The organism is Streptomyces sp. NBC_00212, assembly GCF_045206365.1.
GTDB lineage: Bacteria > Actinomycetota > Actinomycetes > Streptomycetales > Streptomycetaceae > Streptomyces.
The window spans coordinates 4,099,744-4,124,834 of sequence record NZ_CP108115.1 but is presented as its reverse complement, the minus strand read 5'-3'; the positions used below and the strand labels follow the sequence as shown (position 1 = coordinate 4,124,834).

16 protein-coding genes and 1 riboswitch are annotated in these 25,091 nt (G+C 73.4%); of the genes, 9 read left to right on the top strand and 7 right to left on the bottom strand.

The genetic code is table 11. The features are described 5' to 3' along the window. The first annotated feature begins 19 nt into the window (after window positions 1-19). The 4 genes from OHA17_RS18815 (at window position 20) to OHA17_RS18800 (ending at window position 4,024) form a co-directional block, all read left to right on the top strand. Window positions 20-283, top strand: coding sequence for a hypothetical protein (locus OHA17_RS18815; RefSeq protein ID WP_406507563.1), 264 nt, complete (start codon window positions 20-22; stop codon window positions 281-283). A gap of 72 nt (window positions 284-355) precedes the next feature. Continuing rightward, window positions 356-1,477, top strand: coding sequence for a PP2C family protein-serine/threonine phosphatase (locus tag OHA17_RS18810; protein ID WP_406507562.1), 1,122 nt, complete (start codon window positions 356-358; stop codon window positions 1,475-1,477). A 261-nt stretch (window positions 1,478-1,738) separates the two neighbouring features. Further along, window positions 1,739-1,878, top strand: a riboswitch (cyclic di-AMP (ydaO/yuaA leader). An 11-nt stretch (window positions 1,879-1,889) separates the two neighbouring features. After that, window positions 1,890-2,960, top strand: a complete 1,071-nt coding sequence (locus tag OHA17_RS18805) for a M23 family metallopeptidase (protein WP_398874006.1) — start codon at window positions 1,890-1,892, stop codon at window positions 2,958-2,960. A 119-nt stretch (window positions 2,961-3,079) separates the two neighbouring features. Next, a complete protein-coding gene (locus tag OHA17_RS18800) occupies window positions 3,080-4,024 on the top strand; it encodes an aldo/keto reductase (protein ID WP_406507561.1) in 945 nt (314 codons plus the stop codon). Here OHA17_RS18800 and OHA17_RS18795 read toward each other — a convergent pair. From OHA17_RS18795 to OHA17_RS18780, 4 genes are all read right to left on the bottom strand, one after another. Next, on the bottom strand, window positions 4,016-5,482 hold the full coding sequence (locus OHA17_RS18795) for a PrsW family intramembrane metalloprotease (protein ID WP_406507560.1): 1,467 nt from the start codon (window positions 5,480-5,482) through the stop codon (window positions 4,016-4,018). The genes OHA17_RS18800 and OHA17_RS18795 overlap by 9 nt on opposite strands. A 47-nt stretch (window positions 5,483-5,529) precedes the next feature. Next, entirely contained in the window at window positions 5,530-6,336 is an 807-nt protein-coding gene (trmB, locus tag OHA17_RS18790) for a tRNA (guanosine(46)-N7)-methyltransferase TrmB (RefSeq protein ID WP_406510759.1), read from the bottom strand. Between the two features lie 411 nt (window positions 6,337-6,747). Next, window positions 6,748-7,953: an L-2-hydroxyglutarate oxidase gene (gene lhgO / locus OHA17_RS18785; RefSeq protein ID WP_406507559.1), complete on the bottom strand. Its 1,206-nt coding sequence runs from the start codon at window positions 7,951-7,953 to the stop codon at window positions 6,748-6,750. Window positions 7,954-8,063: 110 nt separating this feature from the next. Beyond that, the gene (locus tag OHA17_RS18780) at window positions 8,064-9,479 is read right to left on the bottom strand and encodes a hypothetical protein (protein ID WP_053725971.1); all 1,416 of its coding nucleotides are present in this window, start codon (window positions 9,477-9,479) and stop codon (window positions 8,064-8,066) included. An 815-nt stretch (window positions 9,480-10,294) separates the two neighbouring features. Here OHA17_RS18780 and OHA17_RS18775 point away from each other — a divergent pair. Together OHA17_RS18775 and OHA17_RS18770 are read left to right on the top strand one after the other, a co-directional pair. Further along, a complete protein-coding gene (locus OHA17_RS18775) occupies window positions 10,295-12,445 on the top strand; it encodes an asparagine synthase-related protein (RefSeq protein ID WP_406507558.1) in 2,151 nt (716 codons plus the stop codon). A gap of 429 nt (window positions 12,446-12,874) precedes the next feature. Beyond that, the gene (locus tag OHA17_RS18770; RefSeq protein ID WP_406507557.1) at window positions 12,875-16,165 is read left to right on the top strand and encodes an AfsR/SARP family transcriptional regulator; all 3,291 of its coding nucleotides are present in this window, start codon (window positions 12,875-12,877) and stop codon (window positions 16,163-16,165) included. Window positions 16,166-16,187: 22 nt separating this feature from the next. On the opposite strand, the gene OHA17_RS18765 is transcribed toward OHA17_RS18770, so the two are convergent. Together OHA17_RS18765 and OHA17_RS18760 are read right to left on the bottom strand one after the other, a co-directional pair. Next, window positions 16,188-18,185 carry a sigma-70 family RNA polymerase sigma factor gene (locus tag OHA17_RS18765; RefSeq protein WP_406507556.1) on the bottom strand — a complete coding sequence of 666 codons (1,998 nt, stop codon included), beginning with the start codon at window positions 18,183-18,185 and terminating at the stop codon, window positions 16,188-16,190. A 270-nt stretch (window positions 18,186-18,455) separates the two neighbouring features. Next, window positions 18,456-19,265 (bottom strand): TetR/AcrR family transcriptional regulator, encoded by an 810-nt coding sequence (locus OHA17_RS18760; protein WP_406507555.1) that lies wholly within the window; start codon window positions 19,263-19,265, stop codon window positions 18,456-18,458. A gap of 375 nt (window positions 19,266-19,640) precedes the next feature. Between OHA17_RS18760 and OHA17_RS18755 the strand changes: the two genes are divergently transcribed. Further along, window positions 19,641-20,963, top strand: coding sequence for an NAD(P)/FAD-dependent oxidoreductase (locus OHA17_RS18755; protein ID WP_406510758.1), 1,323 nt, complete (start codon window positions 19,641-19,643; stop codon window positions 20,961-20,963). A gap of 137 nt (window positions 20,964-21,100) precedes the next feature. Further along, window positions 21,101-22,744 (top strand): SpoIIE family protein phosphatase, encoded by a 1,644-nt coding sequence (locus OHA17_RS18750; protein ID WP_406507554.1) that lies wholly within the window; start codon window positions 21,101-21,103, stop codon window positions 22,742-22,744. Here OHA17_RS18750 and OHA17_RS18745 read toward each other — a convergent pair. Beyond that, window positions 22,741-24,021, bottom strand: a complete 1,281-nt coding sequence (locus OHA17_RS18745) for an MFS transporter (protein WP_406510757.1) — start codon at window positions 24,019-24,021, stop codon at window positions 22,741-22,743. The genes OHA17_RS18750 and OHA17_RS18745 overlap by 4 nt on opposite strands. A gap of 154 nt (window positions 24,022-24,175) precedes the next feature. Here OHA17_RS18745 and OHA17_RS18740 point away from each other — a divergent pair, with 154 nt between their 5' ends. Continuing rightward, complete coding sequence (locus tag OHA17_RS18740; protein WP_398873985.1) at window positions 24,176-24,742, top strand: MarR family winged helix-turn-helix transcriptional regulator; 567 nt, start codon at window positions 24,176-24,178, stop codon at window positions 24,740-24,742. The last annotated feature ends 349 nt before the right edge of the window (window positions 24,743-25,091 follow it).

The following is a 25,091-nucleotide window of genomic DNA, read 5'->3' as shown; positions in this document are numbered from 1 at the left end:
TGCGAGTAGGAGGACACGGGTGGGGACACGGCGGAAGGTGCCTGTCGTGCTGCTGCTCGCCGTGGGCGCTTTCGCCCTCAGCGGCTGCGAGGACCTGGGGGAGCCCGTCCCCGTCAAGGGGGTGCCGGCCGCCGCGACCGCGGCCCCCGCGCACGGCTGCCGTCTGAACCGCGGCGGCTGGGTCGAGCTGCCGTGCGTGCCCGACCACGGCGCCAACCATCGCCACACCAGGGGAAGCTGCTCCCGGGGGCGCCCGGGGCCCCACCGCTGCCGCAGGCTCTGAGAGCCGGTGTCCGACCACCCGCTCGGGTGCGCCCGGGTCGCCCGGGGAGCCGGAAGGCGTCAGGCTGGACGGGTGCGGCAGCGAGCAGAGGGCGAAAGGCGCCTGGTACGGGCGCTACCCGTACTGCTGGTCGTCGTGGGCTTCATCTTCGACGCCTCGACCCCGCCCGACCTCACCGCCGCCGCGCTGTTCGCGGGCGCGCCGGTCGCCGCCGCCCCTTTCTACTCGGGCCGCGGCACCGCTCTGGTGGGCCTGGGCTCGGTGGCCGCCGTCGTGGCGCTCTGGTTCATACACGATCTGCCCAACCTGGGCGAAGGGTCCAGCGAGCTTTTCACCGTGCTCACGGTGGGCGCGCTCGCCCTCGTCATCAACCGCATCCTGCGCCGCAGCGGCGAACAGCTCGCCTCCCAGCGCGTCATCGCGGAGACCGCCCAGCGCGCCGTGCTGCCCACGCCCGCGGCCCGCATCGGCGGGCTCAACGTCGCCGCGCGGTACGAGGCGGCGCAGGCGGACGCCTTCATCGGCGGCGACCTGTTCGCCGTGCAGGACACCCCGTACGGGGTCCGGCTCATCGTCGGCGACGTGCGCGGCAAGGGTCTCCAGGCGGTGGAGGCCGTCGCCGTGGTGATCGGCGCGTTCCGGGAGGCCGCCGAGCAGGAGTCCTCCCTGGAGGCGGTCACCCAGCGCCTGGAGCGGGCGCTGGCCCGCGAGGGCACCCGGCGCGACCGGCTGGATGCGGTCGAGGGGTTCACCACGGCGCTGCTCGCCGAGATCCCGCGCGGCGACGGCACCGTACGCCTGGTGAACCGGGGGCACCCCGAGCCGTTCATGCTGCACGCGGACGGCTCCCTCGACACGCTCGTGCCGGCCGAGCCCGCGCTGCCGCTCGGCATGGCCGACCTCGGGGTGTGGCCGGACCGGGCGGACGTGCACCCCTTCCCGGCGGGCGCGACGCTGCTGCTCTACACCGACGGCCTGTCCGAGGCGCGCGACGGCTCGGGCGTCTTCTACGACCCCGGCGCCCGGCTGCGCGGCGCGATCTTCCCCGGCCCGGACGAGGTCCTGGACGCGCTCGTCGACGACGTACGCCGGTACACGGGCGGCGGCGCCAGCGACGACATGGCGCTGCTCGCGGTGGCCCGCCCGGCCGAGGGCCAGCCGGAGCGGCGCCGCACGGTGAGGATCGTGAAGTAGCTCGGTCACCGCGACATGAGGGCGTCACGGTGTGTGCCCGAAGGGTCTCCCTGCGCATAACAATTGACACACCGTCAGGAATTGGGTGTGACGAGGGTGGCCCTGAGAGGTTGTCAACTCGCCCGGTTTAAACCGGCTATGGGGTACTAAGTCCTGGCCAGGACCGTTAACGATCAGTGGGAACGGCTTGGATTCCACCCCCGCCGTCTATTAACGTTCGATAACGCAGCGCGGTCGTCCCAGCCGCCGCAAAGGCGGCACCGTGCGCATGCGCCGAATCCCGCGAGGGAACCGGGGAACCACCAACGTGGGGTGAATCGGGCGTCCGTCATGGGCACTCGTAGGAGACCTTCCTGCTCCGAACCCGTCAGCTAACCCGGTAGGCGAGAAGGAAGGAAAGGAGCGCGCCCTCGTGGCGTCCAACGAGCCTGCCCTCGACACCCCCACATCTCCGGTTTCGCTGTACGGGGACGTACCCGGCGAGAACGAGAGCTGGGAGGAGTGGGACCCGACCGAGGAGTCCGTGCGCCCGGTCCGCGGCCGGCACCGGGTGGCCAAGCAGCGCGGCGGGCTCGCCCGCAGCTCCACCGTGCTGGGCGTCGGCGTCATCGCCGCGGTCGGCGCGGGCGGCATGGCCACCGCGCAGACCAAGCCGCCGGTCTCCATATCGCTGCCGGACTCCATATCCGAGAGCCTGCCCGACCTCGGGTCGCTGCCCGGCGTCGGCGAGCTGGTCTCGCACGACAGCCCGGACGCCCCGAAGACCGCCGCCGCCAGGGCCGATCAGAAGATCGCCGCCGCGCCGCTGACCATGACCGGTCTTTCCACGAGCGAGGCCGAGCAGGGCGCCACTGACGCGGGTGAGGCGCTGCGCGCCCGCATCCTCCAGCAGGCCGAGCAGCAGAAGGCCGGTGCGATCGCCGAGGCGAAGGCCGCCGCGCAGAAGGCCGCGGCGGAGAAGGCGGCCGCCGACGCCAAGGCCAAGCAGGACGCGGCCGCCGCCAAGGCCGCCGCCGAGAAGAAGGCGGCCGAGGAGGCAGCGGCCAAGAAGGCGGAGGAGGAGCGGCTGGCCAAGCTGGCCGCGAGCTACTCGCTGCCGGTCGGCTCGTACACGATCACCTCCACCTTCGGCGAGGCCGGCTCGATGTGGTCCTCCGGCCACCACACCGGCCTCGACTTCGCGGCCCCCACGGGCACGCCGCTCAAGGCGATCCACTCCGGCACGATCAAGTCGGCGGGCTGGGCCGGTGCGTACGGCTACCGCACGGTGATCACGCTGGATGACGGCAGTGAGCTCTGGTACTGCCACCAGTCGTCGCTGGCGGTGAGTGTGGGGCAGAAGGTGTCCACGGGGGATGTCATCGGCCGCGTCGGTGCGACCGGCAACGTGACGGGCCCGCACCTCCACCTTGAGGTGCACACGCCTTCCGGCACGGGCATCGACCCGATGACGTGGCTCCAGTCGAAGGGGCTGAACCCCTAACCCCGCTTTCGCCCTCGGGCCGTGCGTGGTTGCTCGCGCAGTTCCCCGCGCCCCGAGCAGGGTTGTCCTTGGGCGGGGTGCCCCGGAATAGCCGTCCCCGTATGGGAGTTGATCACCCCATGACCTCTCTCCGTACGCTCGGCAGCTCCGACCTCTCCGTCTTCCCCCTCTCCCTCGGCGGCAACGTCTTCGGCTGGACGGCCGACCAGGACCAGTCCTTCGCCGTCCTGGACGCCTACACCCACGGCGGCGGCAACTTCGTCGACACCGCCGACCTGTACTCGGCCTGGGCGGAGGGCAACTCCGGCGGCGAGTCCGAGACGATCATCGGGAAGTGGCTGGCCGCCCGCGGCAACCGGGACGACGTGGTCGTGGCCACCAAGGTCGGCGCCCTGCCCGGGTACAAGGGCCTGGCCCCGACCAACATCAAGGCCGCCGTGGAGGAGTCGCTGCGCCGCCTCGGCACCGACTACATCGACCTGTACTACACGCACTTCGACGACCCCTCCGTCCCCGTCGAGGAGATCGTCACCGCCCTCGACCAGCTGGTGCGGGACGGCAAGGTCCGCGCGCTCGGCGCCTCCAACATCAGCCCGGAGCGGCTCCAGGAGTCCCTGGACTTCTCCGACCGCGAGGGCCTCGCCAAGTACGCGGTGCTTCAGCCGCACTACAACCTGGTCTCGCGCGGCACCTACGAGGGCGCCCTCCAGGAGACCGCGTCCCGCGCCGGCCTGGCCGCCGTCCCCTACTTCGCGCTCGCCTCCGGCTTCCTCACTGGCAAGTACCGTCCGGGCCAGTCGGTGAACAGCCAGCGGGCCGAGGGCGCGGGCCAGCACCTGGAGACCGAGCGGGGCCGCAAGGTGCTCGCCGCGCTCGACCGGATCGCCCAGGAGACCGGCGCGGAGATCGCCACGGTGGCGCTGGCCTGGCTGGCCGCCCGGCCGACCGTCGCCGCGCCCATCGCCTCGGCCCGTACCGTCGAGCAGCTCCCGGCGCTGCTCGCGGTCGCCGACCTGGAGCTGACCGACGCACAGCTCTCCGAGCTGACGGCCGCCTCAGCGTAGGTACGGGTTGTACTGCCCCGGGCCCCCGGCCGGGCCCGGCTGCCCGTAGGGAACCTGCGGAACGTAGGGAGCGTACGGCGCGTACTGCGCGTGCTGGGTGTAGGGGTGCGGCGGGCCCGGCTGCGGGGGCAGCCAGATCCGGCCCGTGGCCCCCGCCGCGTACAGCAGCGCCGGGCCTGCGACCGGCTTGCGCTCCCACAGATGGTGGAGCAGCTCCTGCTCGCGGGCCGCGAAGTCGGGTCCGGGGCCGACGGCGCCCGCGCTGCGGTAGGCGCGGTGCCGCAGGAAGGCGAGCGCGGTCGCGAACGCCTCGTACTCGGCGACCGCCCGTGCCGCCGGCTTCCCCCCGAACGTGCGGTGCGCGAAGTCGCGGGCCGCCGCGCGGGCCCGCATCGAGGACAGCGCGAGCGGCTCCGCGGGCCCGAGCCAGCCGGCCGCGGCGTAGGCGGGCAGCTCGGCGGCGACCGTGCGCAGCTCGCGCTGCCGGCTCCAGATCGCGAGCCAGGTGAGCAGCCCGAACACCGGCACCATGAACGCCCCGTACACGATGTAGAAGCCGTACACCCCGAACAGCGTCGAGCTGTTCCACAGGGCGTGCATGCCCATCGCGCACACCAGGCCGCCCAGCGGGAACACGACCCGGCGCAGCCGCTTGCCGGGCGGCGCGAGCGCGGCCGCGCCGAACCCGATGCCGGTGAGCACCGTGAACAGCGGGTGCGCGAACGGCGACATGACGACCCGTACGAAGAAGGTCGCCGCCGTCGTCGAGCCTCCGCTGTGGCTGGCCTGGTCCTCGCCGAACGCGTTGCCCAGGTAGAGGATGTTCTCGGTGAAGGCGAAGCCGGTCGCGGTGAAACCGGCGAAGACCACGCCGTCGACGATCCCCTTGAAGTCGCGTCTCCTGAAGAGGAAAAGCAGCAGGACGGCCGCCGCCTTCGCGCTCTCCTCGACTATCGGGGCTATGACGCTGGCGCCCAGATGGTCGGCCGAGGAGGGGTCGGCGGTGGCCGTGGCTATCCAGCGCGTCGCGAACGAGTTGGCGATGATCGCCACCAGCGCGGCGGCGCAGGCGCCCCACGCCAGGGCGAACAGGAGGTTGCGCCACGGCCCGGGATCGACCCGGTCCAGCCAGCGGAACGCGGCGCCGAGCAGCGGCACCGGAAGCACCGCGAGCCCGAGCCCCACCAGGAACCCCTCGGTGCCCGTCTGTTCCCGTACGAGCGCGAGGATGACCAGGCCGCACAGGGCGAGCAGGGTGATCAGCGCGCCCGCGCGGACGGCCTTGGAACGCCAGAAGTCGCGGCGCGGCCGGTAGCGCCACTTCGACCGGTCCGGCGGGACCGCGTCGAACCGGGGCTCGTCCGCGCACGCCGGAACCGGCTGGGCCGCAATGGCCGGCCCGGCCTGCTGGGGCGCCTGCCCGGGATGCGGGCGATGCGGAAGCGACTCGAAAGACACCAGACGACCCTAACGAGGGTCACTGACAATCCGCGACGGTGCCTGCACTACCCGCTGTGCCCGACCCGTCGGAACAGCAGGTCGTGCACCACGTGGCCCTTGTCGAGACCCTGCCCCTCGAACCGCGTCAGCGGCCGGAACGCGGGCCGGGGCGCGTAGCCGCCGCCCTCCGCCGTGTTCTCGAAGTCGGGGTGCGCGCTGAGGACTTCCAGCATCTGCTCGGCGTAGTCCTCCCAGTCCGTCGCACAGTGCAGTACGGCGCCGGGCTTCATCCGCGTCGCGGCGAGCGAGAGGAACTCGGGCTGGATCAGGCGGCGCTTGTGGTGCCGCTTCTTGGGCCACGGGTCCGGGAAGTACACGCGCAGGCCGTCCAGGGCGTCCGGCTCCAGCATTTCGCGCAGCAGGATGATCGCGTCACCGTTGGCGACGCGGATGTTGCTCATGCCGCCGCGCTCGGCGAGGCCGAGGAGGTTGCCCTGGCCGGGGGTGTGCACGTCCACGGCGAGGATGCCGGTGGCGGGGTCGTCCGCGGCCATCTGCGCGGTGGCCTCGCCCATGCCGAACCCGATCTCCAGGACGACGGGCAGCCCGTCGAACATCCCGGCCAGGTCGACCTTGCGCAGCCCGTCGATGTCGAAGCCCCACACCGGCCACAGCCGCTCCAGGTACTCGCCCTGGCCGGTGGTGACGCGGCTGCGGCGGGGCTGGAAGCTGCGGATGCGGCGTTCGTGGTGCGAGCCGGCGGGGTCGGCCGCCGGGCCGCCCGGGAATCGGGGTGCCTTGTTCCTGGGCAGGACCTTTTCGGTCGCCGCCGCGGCCGGGGCTTCTGGGGTGTGGGGGTGCTCAGACACAATGCGGCCAATTCTACGACCCTGGTGGTGGCGGGGGTGCGGCTTCGCTTCGCGGTGCTGGTGGTGGCGGGGGTGCTGCCGTCGAGCGGGGCTCGGCCCCACGGCCCCGGGCTGCCACGGCTTGCCCCGGTGGGGCGGGGGTGCTTCCGCGTCTTTGTGGGCGAGTGCGGGCCGTCGGTGGCTGGTCGCGCAGTTCCCCGCGCCCCTTAGGGCGTGCTGGCTGGGCTCGCTCACGCGGCGGAGCCGCAAATTGTCACAGCCCCGCGCCCCTGAGCGGCACCTGGCGAGCCCCCCCATCAACCCCGGCCTCCTGAAACCCCCAGGGGCGCGGGGAACTGCGCGAGTAGCGACCATGGCCTGCGGACGGAGACGGGTTTTTAGGGGCGCGGGGAACTGCGCGAACGGACGGCCGGGCTAGGGGCGGGGCAGGGTTGCCAGGGCCCGGGCCGCCACCTCTCTGCCGATCGGCAACGACGCCGTCGCCGCCGGGCTCGGGGCGTTGAGCACGTGGACCACTCTCGGGGTTTCCCGGATCAGGAAGTCGTCCACCAGGGTGCCGTCCCTCAGGACGGCCTGGGCTCGGACTCCCGCCGGGGCCGTGCGCAGGTCCGATTCCGCCACCCCGGGGAGCAGCCGGCGGACCGCTTCCGTGAAGGCCCGCTTCGACCAGGAGCGGTGCAGCTCGCCCGCGCCGTAGCGCCAGTGGCGACGGGCTATCCGCCAGGTGCCGGGCCAGCCGAGGGTGCCGGCCAGCTCGGCGGGGCGGACCGTGCGCCAGTCGTAGCCCTCGCGGGCCGCGGCCGGCACCGCGTTGGGGCCGACGTGGACCGAGCCGTCGACACCCCGGGTGAGGTGGACGCCGAGGAAAGGGAACGCGGGGTCGGGCACCGGGTAGACCAGGCCCTTGACCAGGCCGGGCCGGGCCAGCTCGTAGTACTCGCCGCGGAACGGCACGATCCGCACCCCCGGATCGTCGCCCGCGAGCCGCGCCACCCGGTCGCAGTGCAGGCCCGCGCAGTTCACCAGGGCCCGGGCGCGCAGCACCGTACCGTCGGCGGTGCGCACGGCGACGCCCAACGAGGGGCGCCGGTCGATGCGGACGACCTCCGCGCCGTACCGCACATCGGCGCCGGACAGCTCGGCGAGGCGGGCCGCCACCGCCCCGTAGTCGCACACCCCCGTCGTGCCGACGTGGATCGCGGCCAGGCCGCGGACCTCCGGCTCGTACGCCGCTATCTGGGCCGGGCCCAGCTCGCGCACCGGGATGCCGTTCTCCCGGCCGCGCTGGACCAGCGCGTGCAGCCGGGGCAGCTCGGAGCGCTCGGTGGCCACGATGAGCTTGCCGGTGACCTCGTGCGCGATGCCGTGCCGTGCGCAGAACTCGACCATCTCGGCCGCGCCCCGCACCGCGAAGCGCGCCTTGAGCGAGCCCGGCTTGTAGTAGATGCCGCTGTGGATGACCCCGCTGTTGCGCCCCGTCTGGTGCCGGGCGGGGCCGCTCTCCTTCTCCAGGACCACCACGCGTGTCCCGGGCGAGGCCTGCGTGAGGGCGTACGCCGTCGACAGACCCACGATCCCGCCGCCGACCACCAGCACATCGCAGTCGTACGTCGTCGTCACCCACACACCTCCCACCCCGGTCGCGTCTTTCCCGGAGGACGGCCCCGGACCCCCTCACCACATACTGCACTGACCCACTGACAATCCCGGTAAACGTCCGGTGGAGGGGTCTACGCCGGGGTCACCAGGAGCGGCCTGGCGCGCTCGCGCAGCTCGGCGACCCTCGGCTCGTCCCCGTACGGCTCCAGGCGGTGCAGCAGATCACGGACGTACTCGGTCGTACGGGCCGAGGAGATCCGGCCCGCGACCTCGACCGCCCGGGTGCCCGCCGCGCACGCCGCGTCCAGGTTGCCCGACTCCAGCTCGGCCACCGCGCTCACCACGAGCCGCAGCCCGTGCGAGCGGACGAATTCCTCGGTGGGCCGCGACAGCGCGTGTTCGGTGAAGCGGCGCACCTGGCGGGGCGCCTTCAGGTCGCGGTAGCACTCCGCCGCGTCCGCCGCGAAGCGGTCGTAGGAGTAGAAGCCGAGCCAGGACGGGTCGCAGTCGCCGTCGCGCGAGCGCTCCAGCCAGGCCTCGGCGGCCTTCAGGGCGGCCTCGGCGGGGTGCCCGTCGCCGGCCTTGGCGTGGGCGCGCGCCTCCACGAGGCGGAAGAAGGACATGGTGCGGGCGGTGGCGAGCCCGCGGTTGCGCTCGACGGCGGCCTGCGCGAGGTCGACGCCCTCGTCGGCGAAGCCGCGGTAGGTGGCCTGGAGCGACATCGACGCGAGCACATAGCCGCCGAGCGGTACGTCGGCCGCGGCGCGCGCGAGCCGCAGCGCCTGGATGTAGTAGCGCTGGGCGGCCTCCTGCTGGCCGGTGTCGAAGGCCATCCACCCGGCGAGCCTGGTCAGTTCGGCGGTCGCGCCGAACAGCGCGCGGCCCACCTCGTCGCTGTACGAGCCGAGCAGCAGCGGGGCCGCGTCGACCCGTAAGCACTCGGGCACCATCGACGAACGCCAGTCGCCGCCGCCGTACTTGGAGTCCCACCGGCGGGCGTCCTCGGCCGCCTCGCGCAGCTTGGCGACATCGCTGTGGCCGACCTTCAGCGGTGGCAGGTCGGTCAGCTCGACGCTGCGGGCGACCGAGGAGTCGGCGGGCGTTATGAGCCAGCGGGACGCGGGCGTCGCGTACGCGCTGACCGCGAACGAGCCCGCGAGGGACTGCCAGATGCCGCCGCCGGCCCGCCGCCCGGCCAGATCCAGCCGGTACAGATCGGTCGCCGAGCGCACCGCCTCCGACACGTCGCGCGGGAAGGCGAGCCCGACCTCGGGGGCCGGATCCGCGTCCGCGAGGCCGATTTCGTGCAGCGGGACGGGCCGGCCCAGCTTGGCGCCGATCGCCGCCGCTATGAGATGGGGCGCGGCGCCCTGGGGCACCATGCCCTTGGAGACCCACCGGGCCACGGAGGTCTTGTCGTAGCGAAGGGTCAGGCCCCGCTGCGCGCCGAGGTCGTTGACCCGTCGCGCCAGGCCCGCGTTGCTTATTCCCGCGAGGGCGAGAACGGTGCCGAGCTTCTCGTTCGGCCCGCGTTGCTCCCTGGACATGCGCCACCCCTCGACACAGACGGCGTTCCCCCGGGCGGTGTGGTGTCCGGATCGTCGGCCGCAAAAGCATGTGGCCGAGCCCTCGGGAATATGCCACCCGTGGGGAACAGCAGTAAACACAGCGTAGTTCGCCGCATCCCGACCGTTAAGAGGCGGTCTTCCGTATGGCGAGATTGTTTTCCGTACGAACAGTTGCTGACACCCGCGGGCGCGGCGCGATCGGCGGACCGTTGCGCCGGGGGTGAGGCGGGACCGGCCGCCGCCGCGCTCCTGCCGTGTGGCCGTGCGCCCGGCCGTGCGCTCTCGCGGGTCCCCCAGGGGAGCGCTTCCATGTGTGGTGCGTGGGTCGGCCCGCTGCATGGATCCAGCGGGCTGGGGGACACCGCCGCCTCAATCCCCGCGGGCGGCGGACCGGTCCGGGAGGCGAACAGCGCCTCCCGGACTGTGTGTTGAGGGCCCCTGGAGGCGGGTGTGACGAGCCCGCCGCACCCCGAGATTGGCTGGATATCGCCCCTCGGTCGAGGGCCCCGGAGCCGGTTGTCGATCACCGGTGGCGGGTTCCGTACGCCCGGGGAGCGACACCAATCGGCCACCTGCCGAGGCGAATTCACTTTTTGCGCCCGCTACCCGTAGCCCCTCCGGGGCGCCGTTGTCGTGGCAGCATGGGGTCCCGGCCTCCTTCGGCCCGTACCGAGCCCAGTACCGGGCCCGGTGCTGAGTCCAGTAATGGGCCCGGCACCGAGCACCTGACGGATCGTCACATCGAGGGTCGGCCCGGGGTTGTCCACTAGTTGTCCACAGCCTGTGGAGGCGCGATGCGGTGGTTGGTGGGGTGGAGCAGCGTCGCCGCAAGCTTCCGCGCGGGCGGTTACGGCACGGGCGGATACGGCACGGCCGGCTCCGTCGGCGAGCCCGAGGAGGGGCGCACGGTCCACCCCGTCGGGGCCCAACTCCTGTGGGGCGACCCGGATCCGCTGTGGGCGGTGGGCGACTGGCGGCCCGACGAGATCCGCATCGTGAGCGTCGGCGCCGACACCCGCCTGGCCGTACTGGGCTGCTGCGCCGCCACCGACGAGGAGCTCAGGGTCGGCCTGTTCGCCGCGCGCGGGGGAGCGCTGCGCCACCTCTCCGCCTGGCCCGGCAGCTACACGGCCGTCGCCCAAGTGGCCCGCCGCGTCACGGTCGTCGGCGACCTGGCCGGCGCCCGGCCCGTCTTCTACACCCCCTGGGCGGGCGGAACGGCCTATGGAACGGCGGCACTTCCGCTCGCCGACCTCATCGAGGCCCAGCTCGACATCGGCCACCTCGCCGCCCTGCTCGCCTGCCCCGACGTGCCCGAGGCGCTCGGCGACTCCACCCCGTACGCGGGCGTGCGCCGCATCCCGCCCGGCCACGCGCTGGTCCTGCGCGAGGGCTCGCGCGAGATCACCGGGTACGAGCCGGTCGCCTCGCTCGCGGTGGCCGCGCCCCAACTGGCGCCCGCCGCCGCGGTGGAGGGCGTCCGCGACGCCCTCGTGTCGGCGGTGCGGGCCAGGCTCACCGCACCCCGGCACGCCCCCGAGACCCTGCCGCCGGACCCCGGCCCGGTCCCCGGCATGGGCCCGGCCGAGCGGCGCGCCGCCCGCGGGGGCCCGGCCCCCGGCATAGGGGCCGACCTCTCCGGAGGCCCCGCCTCCGCGACCCTCGCGCTGCTCGCGGCGGGGCTGCCCGGAGTGCCGGGCACGGTGCTCGGCCACGGCACGGGCGCGGGCGAACGCCTCCTTGCCGTCACCTTCAACGACCTCACGGTGCCGGGAGCGGGCCGCCAGGCCGAGCTGGAACGGGCCGGGGCGATGGCCGCCAACCCCCGCCTGCACCACGTGGTGGTGACGGGAGACGAGGAGTACCTGCCGTACGCGGACCTCGAAGGCCCTCTGACCGACGAGCCGGGCCCGTCCCTGATCGCGGCCCCCCGCCACCGCCGGCGCCTCCTCGCGGGCAGCGCGGACCACTTCACGGGAAGCGGCGCCCGCCAGGTCCTGGACGCCCATCCGGCGCGCCTGGCCGACCTTTTGATGGACCGTCAGCGCCGCCACCTGCTCCGCCCGGCAACGGCACTGGCGAAGGCGGGCGGCCCGACAGCGAACTCTCTCTTCGTCCCCCTGACGGTCTACAGAGCGGCCCGCCGCCTGGCCCGGACCCCGTACCGGACCGGCATCGAATCGGCGGCGGACGCGCTGCGCTCGTCGGCGGCGGACGGCCTGGGCTCGCCCCGCCCGGACGACGCGGCGAGCCCGCTGTCGATCTCGTTGGCGGCACTGTCATGGACGCGTCCCGGCCCGGCGGCCCGCTGGCTGACCGGGGAAGCACTCGCCGAAGTATCGGTTCGCCTGATGGCCTCGGCGACCCGCCCGGCCCCGTCGCAGCGCCCGGGGGAGGCCCGCGCGTCGGCGGCGCTCGCCCGTTACGCGGCGGACCACCGCATCCTGGAACAGGCCGCGGAGGTGCGCAGCCAGCGCCTGCACGCCCCGTTCCTGGACAACCAGGTGGTACGGGCGTGCCGGGCCCTGCCGGAATCCCTGCGGGTCCAGCCGGGCGCCCGCGCGACGATCCTGCGCACGGTGCTTTCGGCATCCGGGGTCCGCGACCTGCCCCCGGGCTGGGGCACCCCGTCCCACGCCCCCTCGACGGCCGCCGCCAGGGCGGGCCTGCGCCAGTCGACCGACCCGCTGATCTCCCTCTTCGAAGCCCCGCTGCTCGCGGACGCGGGCTTGATCGAAGCCCGCACGATCCGCAAGGCGCTGCGAGCGGCGGCCGAAGGCGAACCTCTCCCGCTGGACGGCCTGGCGGACCTGATCTCGACGGAACTGTGGCTACGGCGCCTGCTGTCCCGCCGGGGCACCTGCTGGACGGGCACGGCAGCGCCGAGGCAGCGGGCGGTGGCGGGAGGGGTGGCTCCGCCTCGGCGGCCTACGTTGCGGTCTTGAGGGGGCTGCCCCACCGGGTCGTCCCACCGGTGGTTGGCCACCGGTGGTTGGCCACCGGTGGTGAGGTGGCGCCGCTGGCGGTCCGGCCTTTTCGATCCGCGTCGCGGTCGGTCGGGTGGGAGATATCCGCCCGCCGCAGGCGGGCGCCGTCCCAAGGCGGGGCGGCTGCCGATGGCGAGGCGCCCCCACTGGTGGCCCAGCCATTTCCATCTCCGTTACGGGCGGGCGGGTGGGAAAGGCCGCCCGCCGCAGGCGGGCTCTGTTCCACCGGGCGGCGGGCGCCGACGGCGCGGCACCACGCACAGGTGGCCCCGCCTGGACAGCGGGCGGAACGGGCGGGCGGGTGGGAAAGTCCCCCCAGCCCCCAAAACCGCCGCGCCGAGGAAAACGATTCCCCCCGCACGGGCAAACCCCGCCACAATGGCAACCGTGCGGTACCTGATCCTGGGCGCCACAGAGGCGCACGACGACAACGGCACCGCCATACCCCTCGGCGGGCCCAGGCTGCGCACCCTGCTGACCGCGCTGGCGCTGCGCACCCCCCGCGCCGTACCCGTAACCACCCTGATCGACGACGTATGGGCGGGTGATCCACCACAGGACGCCCCCGCCGCCCTCCAGGCCCTGGTGGGAAGGCTCCGCCGCATCCTCGGCAGAGAGGCCGTGGAGTCGGGCCCCGCCGGATACCGGCTTACCGCCCCGCGCGACGCGATCGACCTGTACGAGTTCGAGGACCGCGCGGCAGCGGGCGCGGCCCAACTGGCCGGGGGCGATCCGGAGTCCGCCGCCCGCACCCTGCGCGCGGCGCTCGCCCTGTGGCGCGGCGACGCCCTCGCGGACCTCCCGGAACGGGACGCCGCCGTACGCCCCGAAGCCCAGCGCCTCGCCGCGCAGCGCAGCCGCATCGAGGCCGACCTGAGGCGAGGCGCCACGAGCGCGCTGCTCCCCGAACTGACGGAGCTGCTCACCTCGCACCCGTACGACGAGACGCTGCACGCCCAGCTGATCCGTACGCTGAGGAACGAGGGCCGAAGGGCGGACGCCCTGGCCGCCTACGAGAAGGCCCGCCGCACCCTGGCGGAGTCGCTGGGCGCGGACCCGGGCCCCGAACTGGCCTCCCTGTACGCGGAGTTGCTGGAGGCCGCCCCCACGCACCCCGCCGAGGACGCCCGGCCCTCCACCGAAGGCCCCGGCCCCGCCGAGCCGCCAGAAGCCCCGCGCGCCATGGAAGGCAACCTCCGCCCCCGTCTGACCTCCTTCGTCGGCCGCGAGCCCGAACTGGCCTTGATCCGGGCCGACTTGGCCGCATCGCGGCTCGTCACCCTCACCGGCCCCGGCGGCACCGGCAAGACCCGGCTCGCGGAACAGGCGGCAGCGGGGTCGGACGCGGCCGCCTGGCTCGTCGAGCTCGCCCCGCTCGACCACCCCGAGGCCGTCCCCGGCGCCGTGGTCTCCGCGCTCGGCCTGCGCGAGACGATCCTGCTGCCACAGGCCGGCCCGGCGCCCGGCCACGACGACCCGACCGCCCGCCTGGTCGAGGACCTCTCCCGCCGCCCGGACACCCTGCTCGTCCTCGACAACTGCGAGCACGTCATCGACGCCGCGGCCCACCTCGCCGAGGCGCTCCTCACCCGCTGCCCCCGGCTCCGCATCCTCGCCACCAGCCGCGAGCCGCTGGGCGTACCCGGCGAGGCGGTCCGCCCGGTCGAGCCGCTGCCGCCCGTCCCGGCCCACCGCCTGTTCGCCGAACGCGCCCGCGCCGTACGCCCCGACTTCGACCCGGACGCCGACCCCGAGGCCGTCGCCGAAATCTGCCGTCGCCTGGACGGGCTCCCGCTCGCCATCGAACTGGCCGCGGCGCGACTACGCGTACTGACGCCTCGTCAGATCGCCGACCGGCTCGACGACCGCTTCCGCCTGCTCACCAGCGGCAGCCGCACCGTACTGCCGAGACAGCAGACCCTGCGGGCCGTCGTCGACTGGTCCTGGGACCTGCTCGACGAACCCGAACGCGCCGTCCTGCGCCGCGCCTCCGTCTTCGCCGGCGGCTGGGACCTCGCCGCCGCCCAGGCGGTGTGCGCCACCACGCACCCCGCCGGAGTCGCTGAAGGCGGCGCAGCCACGGAAGGTGCCCAGGGCGCCGCCGACCCCACCGACGTCCTCGCCGCCCTCGTCGACAAGTCCCTGGTCATCGCGGTCCCCGCGCCCGACGGCGCCGGCATGCGCTACCGCATGCTGGAGACCATCCACGAGTACGCCGCCGAGCGCGCCGCCGAGACCCCCGAGGCGCTGCGCGAGGCCGCCGACGCCCACACCGCGTACTACCGCGACCTGGCCCGCCGGGCCGAACCCAGAATCCGCTCGGGCGAGCAGCTCCCCTGGATCGGCCGCCTGGAGGCCGAGCTCGACAACATCCGGGCCGTCCTGCGCCGCACGACGACCCCGCCCACCGCCGACGAGGTGGCCGCCACCGAACTCGCCCTGTCCATGGGCTGGTTCTGGTGGCTGCGCAACTACCGGACCGAAGGCGCCGCCTGGGGCCGGGCCGTCGCCGAGCTCTCGCCGACGCCCGCCGGCGAGAGCGACCCGCGCCACTGGCCACGGCTCCACCTCGACCTGCTCCGGTTCTTCCTGCTCTCCGACGCCAACCCCCGCGAGGGCCTCGACAGCCCCGTCGTGCAGGACCGCCTCGTCCAGCTCCGGCAGGCCTTCGAGGTCGGCGGCCCCGAGGCGGCCCGCTTTCCGGGGCTGCTCTGGCCGTTCACCACGTTCTTCACCGACACCCCGGGCCTGGTGCGCGAGTCGATCGACGCCGTCGTCGTCAACTGCCGCCGCCACGGCGACGAATGGGCGACCGGAGTGGCCCTGATGTTCCGTACGCACATGGCCATCGACACGCCCGGCGGCTTCGCGGGCATCGACGGCGACCTCGCCGAACTGCGCGAGCTCGGCCGCCGGGTGGGCGACCGCTGGATGCGCGCCCAGGTGGCCAGCGCCGCCGCCGAGGCCGCGATGGTGCGCGGCCTCCCCGAGCAGGCCAAGCCCGCCTACGAGGAGGCGCTGCAACTGGCCCGCGAGGTGGGCGCCCACCACGAGGCGCCGTTCCTCATGGCCCGGGTCGCCGAACTCGCCTACCGCAGCGGAGACCTGGACTCCGCCGAGAAGTCCCTGGCCGAGGCCTCCGAGGAGGCGGACCGCTACCGGGTCGGCGACGCCACTCCGTACATCCACTCGCTGCTCGCCACCATCGCCCTCGACCGGGGCGAGCCCGCCGCCGCCCGCACCCTGCGCGAGCAGGCCGTCGAACTCGCCATGACGGGCCCGCTGCCCCCGCACTTCGCCGCGCTGCTCGACGCGCTGGGCGCCCGGATCATCGCCGCCGAGTCGGGCCCGCTCCCGGGCCTGCGGGCCATGGCGGACGCCCTGCGCACGGCGGCCGGCGCCGAGTGCACCGAGATCGTCCTGGCCCATCTCGGCGGGCGTGCGGCCCAGTTCCTCGGCGACCTCGGCGAGCACGCCCGCGCGGTGCGGGTCCTGGCGGCAGCCACCGCCTGGCGCGCCGGAATCCCGCGTTCCGTACCGGAGCATGAGACCGAGGAATCCGTCACGGCACGGGCCCGGCGCGCGCTCACGCCCGAGCGGTACGAGGCGGAACGGGCCGCCGGAGCGGCGCTGACCCCCGCCGAGGTCGTGCTGGTCCTGGATGCGGTCGCCCGCTAGCCGATCCGGGGTGCCACCGGAGCTATTCGCAGCTGATCTGCGACTGTGCCCAGTCCGCCAGCGTCGCGCCGCCGAACGGGCCCGCCGGTTCGACGACGAGGCGGATCGTCCCGCGGCCCGAGATGTCGGCGTGCACCGGCACCGCCGGGTCGCCGCCGTGCACCACCGGGGACTGCCAGAGCCTCGCCCCGTCCCCGTACAGCGAGAACCGCACCGCCCCGAGCCCCATCGTCAGGTCGTCCAGGCCCGCGTACGCGTCGTACGTACGGCACTGGCGGTTGAGGTCGATGGTCACCGAGGACCGGCCGTGCACGGTCACCCCGTGCGGATACCGCTGCTCGCCGATCCGCATGCCCGAGCGCTGCCACAGCCAGCTGGATTCGCCGAGCCGCACCTCGGGCCTGGTGCCGTCGCCGAGCACGCCGTACTGCAGGCGGTTCACCTGGAACACGGTCGGCGCGGGCGGCGGCGGGGGAGGCGTCGGCTTCGGCGGGGTCGGCTTGGGCGGCGGCACCGGCCGGGGCGGCGTGGGCCGGGGATGCGTCGGCTTGGGCGGCGTCGGCCGGGCCGCCGGCTTCTTCGGCGCGGGCGGCGCCGGAGGTGCGGGCTTCGGCGTGGGGGCCGCGGGCGGCGAGGGCGGCTGCTTTTGCGGTACGACGGGCGCCACCGCGGGCGGCTTCGCGTCGGGTTTGGCCGGCGGCGCATCGTGGCCGGTCAGCGCGAACACGACGCCCGCCGCCACCGCGACGGCCACCGCCGCGGCGATCCCGGCCTTGGCCGGGGCGCCAAGCCCCTCGGAGGCCGCGGCACCTCCCGCCGTACCGCCGGACGAACTGCCGCCCGTCGCCGCGGCCGCGGCACCCGCGCCGGCGGCCCCGGCGGCGCCGCCCGCCACGACTCCGGCGGCCTTGAGCGAGAACCCGGCGGCGAACCAGCCGATGACCGCGACCGGAAGCAGCGCGGGAATCCCGGCGTTGACGTCCTTGAGCTCGACGACCGCGACCCGGCAGTTCGCGCACTCCTCCAGATGCTTGCTGAGCCCGCGCTCGGCCCGGATCCGCAGCCCGCCCCGCGCGTACGCGCCGAGCCGGTCGGCATAGCGCGCGCAGTCCCCGCCGGAGGTCAGCGCGCTGGAGACGTGGGCCTGGAGGTAGGCCTGCTTGAGGCCCTCCCTGGCCCGGCTGGCGAGCACCGCCGTGGCGTTGGCGGTCAGCCCGAACAGCGGCGCGATCTCGCTGGGCGACTCCTCCTCGACGGTGGTGTGCCAGAGCACCGCCTGCCAGCGCTCGGGCAGCGAGCGGAACGCCTGCATGGCCAGCGTCTGCTCGGCCTCGTGCATGGCCCGCACGTCGGCGCCGAGATCGATGGTGTCGTCGTCGGACACCTCGGCGGAGCGCGCGGACTGCTGGGCGAAGACCGCGAAGTCGTCGACGAGCTGCTCCCGCTTGGCGGTCCGCGTCCAGGAGGCCGCGACCCGCCGCACGGTGGTCATCAGGTAGGCGCGCACGGCGTGTTCGGGCCCGGCCCCGCCGCGTACCGCCTGAAGCGTCCGCGCGAAGACCTCCGCCGTCAGGTCGTCGGCGGTGTGCGCGTCGCGGCAGCAGCTGCGGGCGTAGCGCCGCACCGCCTCCGCGTGGCGCCTGAAGAGCTCTTCGTACGCGCTGTCGTCGCCGGTCCGCATGGCGTGGATGAGGTCGGCGTCGGACTGCCCGGCCTCCGCGATCCCGAGGGCCGCGCCCTCGCGCAACCCGCCCTCGCGCTGCGGCGGCACCGTCGAGCCCGGCTCCCCGACGCCGTCCATCGGCCCCCAGGGCCCGGGCAGCACGGTCGCGCCGAGCTCGCCGAACTCCGAACCGGAATCCCCGCCGGGCTGCCCCGGAACGGGTGCGGGCCCGCCCGGCGAACCGCCGCCGGGACCGCCCTGGCTCGGCACCTGGCGCGGCGGAAGACCGCCGTCAGGGCCACCGGATTCCGGACCGCCGCCGCCTGAGCGCGACTCGTCCCGCTCTTCAACGCCCATCGCGGAAGCTCCCGTAAGCACGCTCAGACCCGACCACCGGGCAAGCGTGCCACAGAGCACAAGCGGAGCCGAGTCCCAGGACCGGCAACCACTCATCCGGGGAGACTTAGCGCCTGTGTCTGAACCCCGCCGCGCTCCGATCCGGACGGAGTTCAGCCCCGGGCTCTCACCGCACCCGGGCACGGGCCCTCACCCTTTCGGGGAAGGCCCGCATGCCCGGGAGCGGTCGTCACCACCGCCAACCAGCGCTCCGTGCAAGGGAGTTGAGCCTCAGGACGGCCGCGAACGGAGCCCCTCAAGCAGGATGTCGAGCAGCCGCGACGAGGCCGCGGCCTGCTGCGTGGCGTCCGGCAGTGAGGGCGCCGCGGTGGCTATCACCAGGAGCACGTCGGCGACGGTCACATCACCGCGCAGCTCACCGGCCGCCCTCGCCCGGTCCACCAACTGCCCGACCACGTCGAGCAGCTCGGCCGCGCCCGCGTCGTCCAGCTCCGCCTCGGGCGCCGTCCGCTGCTCGATGACCCGGCCCCAGCCGGAGCCCTGCTCGGCGAGGCCCACCTGACGCTGCTGCGGAACCCGCGCCTGGTCGAGCCCGTCCCGCACGCCGTCGGACCGAAGGCCCTCGGGACGTACGCCGTCGGTCTCCTCGGCGTCGACGCCGACCCGCAGCACCTGCGGCGGAAGCAGCCGCCCGGCGCCGGAGGCGACCGAGGTGCGCAGGAAGCGGGAGAGCGCCGACCAGGGCTCCTCCTCCTGGCCAAGGGCCGTGCGGGCCTGGTCGGTCAGCCGCGAGGTCTCCTCCTCGGCTATCCGGCGCACCAGCACGTCCTTGCTCGGGAACCGCCGGTAGACGGTGCCCACGCCGACCCTGGCCCGGCGCGCCACGTCCTCCATCGGCGCCCCGTAGCCGAGCTCGCCGAACACTTCGCGTGCCGCGCGCAGCACGTGCTCAAGATTGCGCTGGGCATCCACCCGCAGCGGTGCGGAACGCGATCCGCCCGCGCTCGGACCCGTACCCACGCGACCGTTTCCGTCGGAAGCCGCGACGGCAGTCTGCCAATGAGAGTCCTGAATGTGCATTTATCCCCCGGTAATAACGTCTCCCCCCGGAGACTCCCCGCCCTGACAGCCGGGGACCGGTCCCTAACCCGACACCCCGACGGGATACGAACATAGTTGAGCCGGAGTCAATTCAGAAGGGGTTCTTCCGCACGGTGTGCCCCCCGATCGGACCAAGGACCGAAACCTGACCGAATCGGACCCGGCCCATCACGTGTCACTCCCGCTCTGACCTGCGCATCTCTCCTCGCGGCGCGAAGAATGAGCCACCCGCCACAGCAGTTCCCTCCAGTCACACAATTTGCCGGGCCTGTGGACAAAGCCCGGGGCCCGTTGCGTCATGGGGTGGTGACAGAACCTGTGCGCATTCTCGTGGTCGGCGGCGGATACGTCGGGATGTACACGGCGCTGCGCCTGCAACGGAAGCTCAAGGCAGAGCTGAAGAGCGGCGCCGTCCGGATCACCGTGGTCACCCCCGACCCCTACATGACGTACCAGCCGTTCCTGCCCGAGGCGGCGGCCGGAAACATCTCGCCGCGCCATGTCGTGGTTCCGCTGCGCCGGGTCCTGGACAAGTGCCACATCGTCATCGGCGAGGCCGACCGCATCGACCACACCGGGCGCACCGCCACCGTCACCACCCTCGCCTCTCCCGAGGACGGCACCGGCGCCATCCAGCTGACGTACGACGAACTCGTCATCGCGCCCGGTTCGATCTCGCGCACGCTGCCCGTCCCCGGCCTCGCCGACTACGCCATCGGCTTCAAGACCGTCGAGGAGGCCATCGGCCTGCGCAACCACGTCATCGAGCAGATGGACATCGCCTCCTCGACGCGCGACCCCGCGATCCGCGACGCCGCCCTGACCTTCGTCTTCGTCGGCGGCGGCTACGCGGGCGTCGAGGCGCTCGCCGAACTGGAGGACATGGCCCGCTACACGGCGCGGTACTACCACAACATCCGCGCCGAGGACCTGAAGTGGATCCTCGTCGAGGCCAGCGACCGGATCCTGCCCGAGGTCGGCGAGGAGATGGGCCGGTACGCGATCCGCGAGCTGCGCGCCCGCAACATCGACGTACGCCTTGAGACCCGGCTCGACAGCTGCGAGCACCGGGTCGCCGTCCTCAGCGACGGCGCCCGCTTCCCCACCCGTACCGTCGTGTGGACCGCCGGTGTCAAGCCCGCCCCGATCCTCGCCGCCACCGACCTGCCCCTCAACGAGCGCGGCCGCCTCGCATGCACGGCGGAGCTGCGCGTCGCGGGCACCGAGCACGCCTGGGCTGCGGGCGACGCGGCCGCCGTACCCGACCTCACCTCGGAAGAGAAGGGCAAGGAGTGCGCGCCCAACGCCCAGCACGCCGTCCGCCAGGCGAAGGTCCTCGCCGAGAACATCGCCTCGGCCGTACGGGGCGGAGAACTCAAGGAGTACCGGCACAAGTACGCCGGCTCGGTCGCATCCCTCGGCCTGCACAAGGGCGTCGCCCACATCTACGGCCGCAAACTCAAGGGCTACCCGGCCTGGTTCATGCACCGCGCCTACCACCTGAGCCGCGTCCCGACCTTCAACCGCAAGGCCCGCGTCCTCGCCGAATGGACGCTCGCCGGGCTCTTCAAACGCGAGATCGTCTCGCTCGGCTCGCTGGAACACCCGCGCGCCGAGTTCGAGATCGCGGCCGGCAGCGGCCCGCCCGCCAAGGGCCCCGCCCCGCAGGAGAACTGACGGTTGTCAGTGCGGTCCGTCACACTGGACGTGTGACCATAGGTGGGCCCACACCTGCACAGAGTGATCCCGCGACCCAGCACCGCACAAGGACCGGCAGCACAGCACCCGCAGCAACACACGAGGCTTGGAACACCGTGAACTTCACGCGTTGGAGCGCCCGGCTCCCCGGTACGCCGCGCCGCGCCGCAGCACGGACCGACCGCGCAGACCGGGGCTCCGTGCCCGCGGCCCGCGGTGAATCCGGGCCGCAGCCGCAGTCCTGGCCGGACGATGCGGCCGAGCCCCCGCCCCTGGACGACCTCTCCGTGCGCGACATCCTCGGCCAGCTCCCCGCCCTGGTCGCGCTCCTGCACGGCCCCGAGCACCGCATCGCGTACGTCAACGACGCCTACGCCGCGGCCTTCGGGACCCGCCCGCTGGGCGCCCCGGCCGCCAAGGCGCTGCCCGAGCTCGACGAGCTCGGCCTGCTCCCGCTGATGGATCAGGTGCTGCGCAGCGGCACGTCCCGTACGGTCAAGTCCCGCAAGACCCAGGCCGCCGGTTCGTACACGGTGACGTGCAGCCCGGTGGAGATCGCCGGCCACGACGAGGGCGGCGTGCTCGTCTTCGCCGCCGACGTCACCGACCACGCGGAGGCCGCCGAGCGGTTGCGCGCGAGCGAGCGCCGCCACCGCGAGACCGCCGTCACCCTCCAGCGATCCCTGCTCCCGCAGGAGCTGGAACAGCCCGACGACCTGCGGGTGGCCGCCACCTACCAGCCCGGCGGCAAGGACGCGGCGGTCGGCGGCGACTGGTACGACGTGATCACCCTTGGCGCGGGCCGCACCGCCCTGGTCATCGGCGACGTGATGGGCCGCGGGGTCCGCGCCGCTGCAGTGATGGGCCAGCTCCGCACCGCGGTCAGGGCGTACGCGCGCCTCGACCTGCCCCCGCACGAGGTGCTCCAGCTCCTGGACGGCCTGGCCGCCGAGATCGACGCCAGCCAGATCGCCACCTGCGTCTACGCCGTGCACGACCCCAACGAGGGCCGCCTGGTGTACGCGTCGGCGGGCCACCTGCCCGTTCTCGTACGCCACGAGGACGGCACCGTCCACCGCGCCGCGGACCCGACCGGGCCCCCGCTCGGCACCGGCGGCTGGCTGCACACCTCGGGCACGATCGACCTGCCGCCCGGCGCGACCGCCGTCCTCTATACGGACGGCCTGGTCGAGCGCAGGGGAGAGGACATCGACGAGGGCGTGGCCGCCCTTGAGCGGGCGCTGTCCGGCGCGGTCGGCACCCCTCAGGTGGTGTGCGACCGTCTGATCCGCTCGCTCGGGGTCACCGCCGAACACGACGACGACGTCGCGGTCCTGGTCTGCCAGCACCCGGCCCGTACGGGACCCGCCGCCGAGCTCTTCCACAACGCGGCGCTCGACCTGCTCGGCGGCATCGAAGCGGCCCCGCGCGCCCGGGCGTTCGCGTCCGGCGTCCTCGCCTCCTGGCGCTTCCCGGTGGAGCTGCGCGACCTGGGCGTCCTCGCGGCGAGCGAGCTGGTGGCCAACTCGCTGCAGCACGGCACCCCGCCGATGCGCCTCAGGCTCCGCCGCACCGACCGCCGCCTGATCATCGAGGTGACCGACGGCGACGATCACCTGCCGCGCCGCCGCCGCGCCGACCCCGGAGACGAAGCAGGACGAGGCATCTCGATCGTCGCGACGATCGCCTCGTCCTGGGGTTCGCGCCGCACGCCGGGCGGCGGCAAAGCGGTGTGGTGCGAGTTCGCGCTGCCCGGTTAGGCGTTGGCGGGCGCCTGCTCGGGCTTGTGCACCGCGACCACGCGCGAGGTGGCCGCGAGCATCGGATGGTCCTGCGCGAGCGTCAGCTTCTTGCCGAGCCGCAGCGCGAGGAAGGTGATCCCGAGCGAGAAGACCACGAACGTCACGATGTACGGGCCGTGCAGCGCGGCGCCCATGGGCCCGCCCACCGCCGGACCGACGGCCAGCGCGAGCTGCTTGACCAGGGCGAACGCCGAGTTGTACTGGCCGACCATCGACTCCGGGGCCAGATCGGCGACCAGCGGCGCCACGGTCGGCGACAGCATCGCCTCACCGAGCCCGAAGAGCGCGTACGTCGAGATGAAGGCGGCGGTCGCCATCGCCTGACTGCCGTGCCCGAGCCCGGCGTATCCGGCCGCGATCCACGCGACGGCCCAGATCAGACCGACGGACGCGATGACGCGGCTGCGACGCCGGCGCTCGACGAACTTCAGCACCAGGAACTGCGCGACCACGATGACGGCCGTGTTGGCGGCCAGCGCGATCCCGAGCGTCGAGGGCTGGATCCCGGCGGCCTCGGTGCCGTACGCGGCAAGACCGGACTCGAACTGCCCGTAGCAGGCGAAGAACAAGACGAAGCCAAGGACGCACAGCTGCACCATCGCCCGGTGCCCGAGGATCGTGCGGATCCCGCCGCCGGCGCCCTGCTCACCCTTGGGACGCGCGTCCGAGAGGACGGCCGAGTGCGGCATCTTCACGGAGCCGGCGATCCCGGCGAGCACCAGGAACATCACCGCTTCGATGGAGAAGAGCAGGGTGAAGCTGGAGGGGTGGCTCTCGTCGACGATCTGGCCGCCGATGAGCCCGCCGATGCCGAGCCCGAGGTTCTGCAGGAAGAACTGCATGGCGAAGGCGCGGGTGCGGGTCGCGGGGCCGGAGCACCAGACGATCATCGTCGCGAGCGCGGGCTGCATGACGGCGGTGCCCGCACCGAGCAGCGCGGCCGAAGCGACAGCGGCGGGCACGCTGGAGGCGAAGCCCATGCTCAGCGCGCCGGCCGAGGCGAGCACCGCGGCGCCGACCAGCACCGGCAGCGGCCCGCGCCGGTCGATGACGCGGCCGGTGAACGGCAGCACGACAAGCGCGGCCATGGCGAAGACGGCGAGCACGACACCGGCCGTGGTCGCGCCCAGATCCCGCACCTGAGCCACGTACACATAGAGGTACGGAACGGTGAACCCGAGTCCAAACGCGCTCAGCGCGTTACCTGCCTGGATCCGGCGCATCGCTGCACCCATCGCCTTGGTCACACTTCACCACCTTGGGGTCTGGAAGCTTGGAGGACTTGAACCTGAAGGGCTCAGCTCTGAAGACTTCAACACTAAAATTAGATCCTTAACAATACACACTCAAGGACTTAGATGCCAACGGACCCCGTGCCATACTCGCGACATGGCTGAGACCACCGAGCCCGCCGAGCCCGACGGCCCCCAGGAGCCGACCCTCGACGAGCAGATCGCCGCGTACCAGCGGGAGTACCGCGACCTCGACCCCCAGGTGGAAAAGGTCGTCTCGGCCCTGGGCCGCCTGAACCGCCGGATGAACGTGGCGTACGGCCGCCAGGTCGCCACCCTCGGCATCAGCAACGCGGAGTGGGAGGTCCTCAAGACCCTGCTCCTGGCGGGCGAGCCCTATCGCCTGGGCCCCGGCGAACTCGCCAAGCGCCTCGGCCTCACACCGGCCGCGATGACGCACCGCATCGACCGCATGGCCGGCGAAGGCCTGGTCACGCGGGACCGCGACGAGAACAATCGGGTGCGCGTCATCGTCGAGCTGACGGATGAGGGCCGTACGAAGTGGCTGGAGGCCATGCGCATGGCCAGCGACTTCGAGGAGGACCTCCTCCAGGACCTGTCCGCCGAGGAGCGCGGCCTCCTCGGCGAGATGCTGATCCGCCTGCTCCGCAGGGTGGAGCACGCCCAGCCGGACGCGGGCGGCCGCCTCACCGACCTCGACTGAAAAAACCAGTGGACAGGAGCCAGGGCCGGGGTTGACACGGATCTCCCTGATCCGTAAGGTTCTTCGAGTTGTCGCGGAGCCGATACGGTTCTGCAACAGCCATCCGCCGCAGATTCTGCGGCCACCCAACTCAGCACGATCTCCCGACCGGGAGTGTTTTCGGCATGCCGAATTCATTTCGATCGGACCGGAAGCCCCGATTACGGGTTGCCGGGAAAATCCGCTAGAGTTCGGGAGTCGGAACGGCCCAACAGCCGGGAAGACAAGCCGACTTGGACCGGGAGACCGGAAATCAGGCCCGAAAGGATCTGATAGAGTCGGAACCGCCGGAAAGGGAAACCCGAGAGGG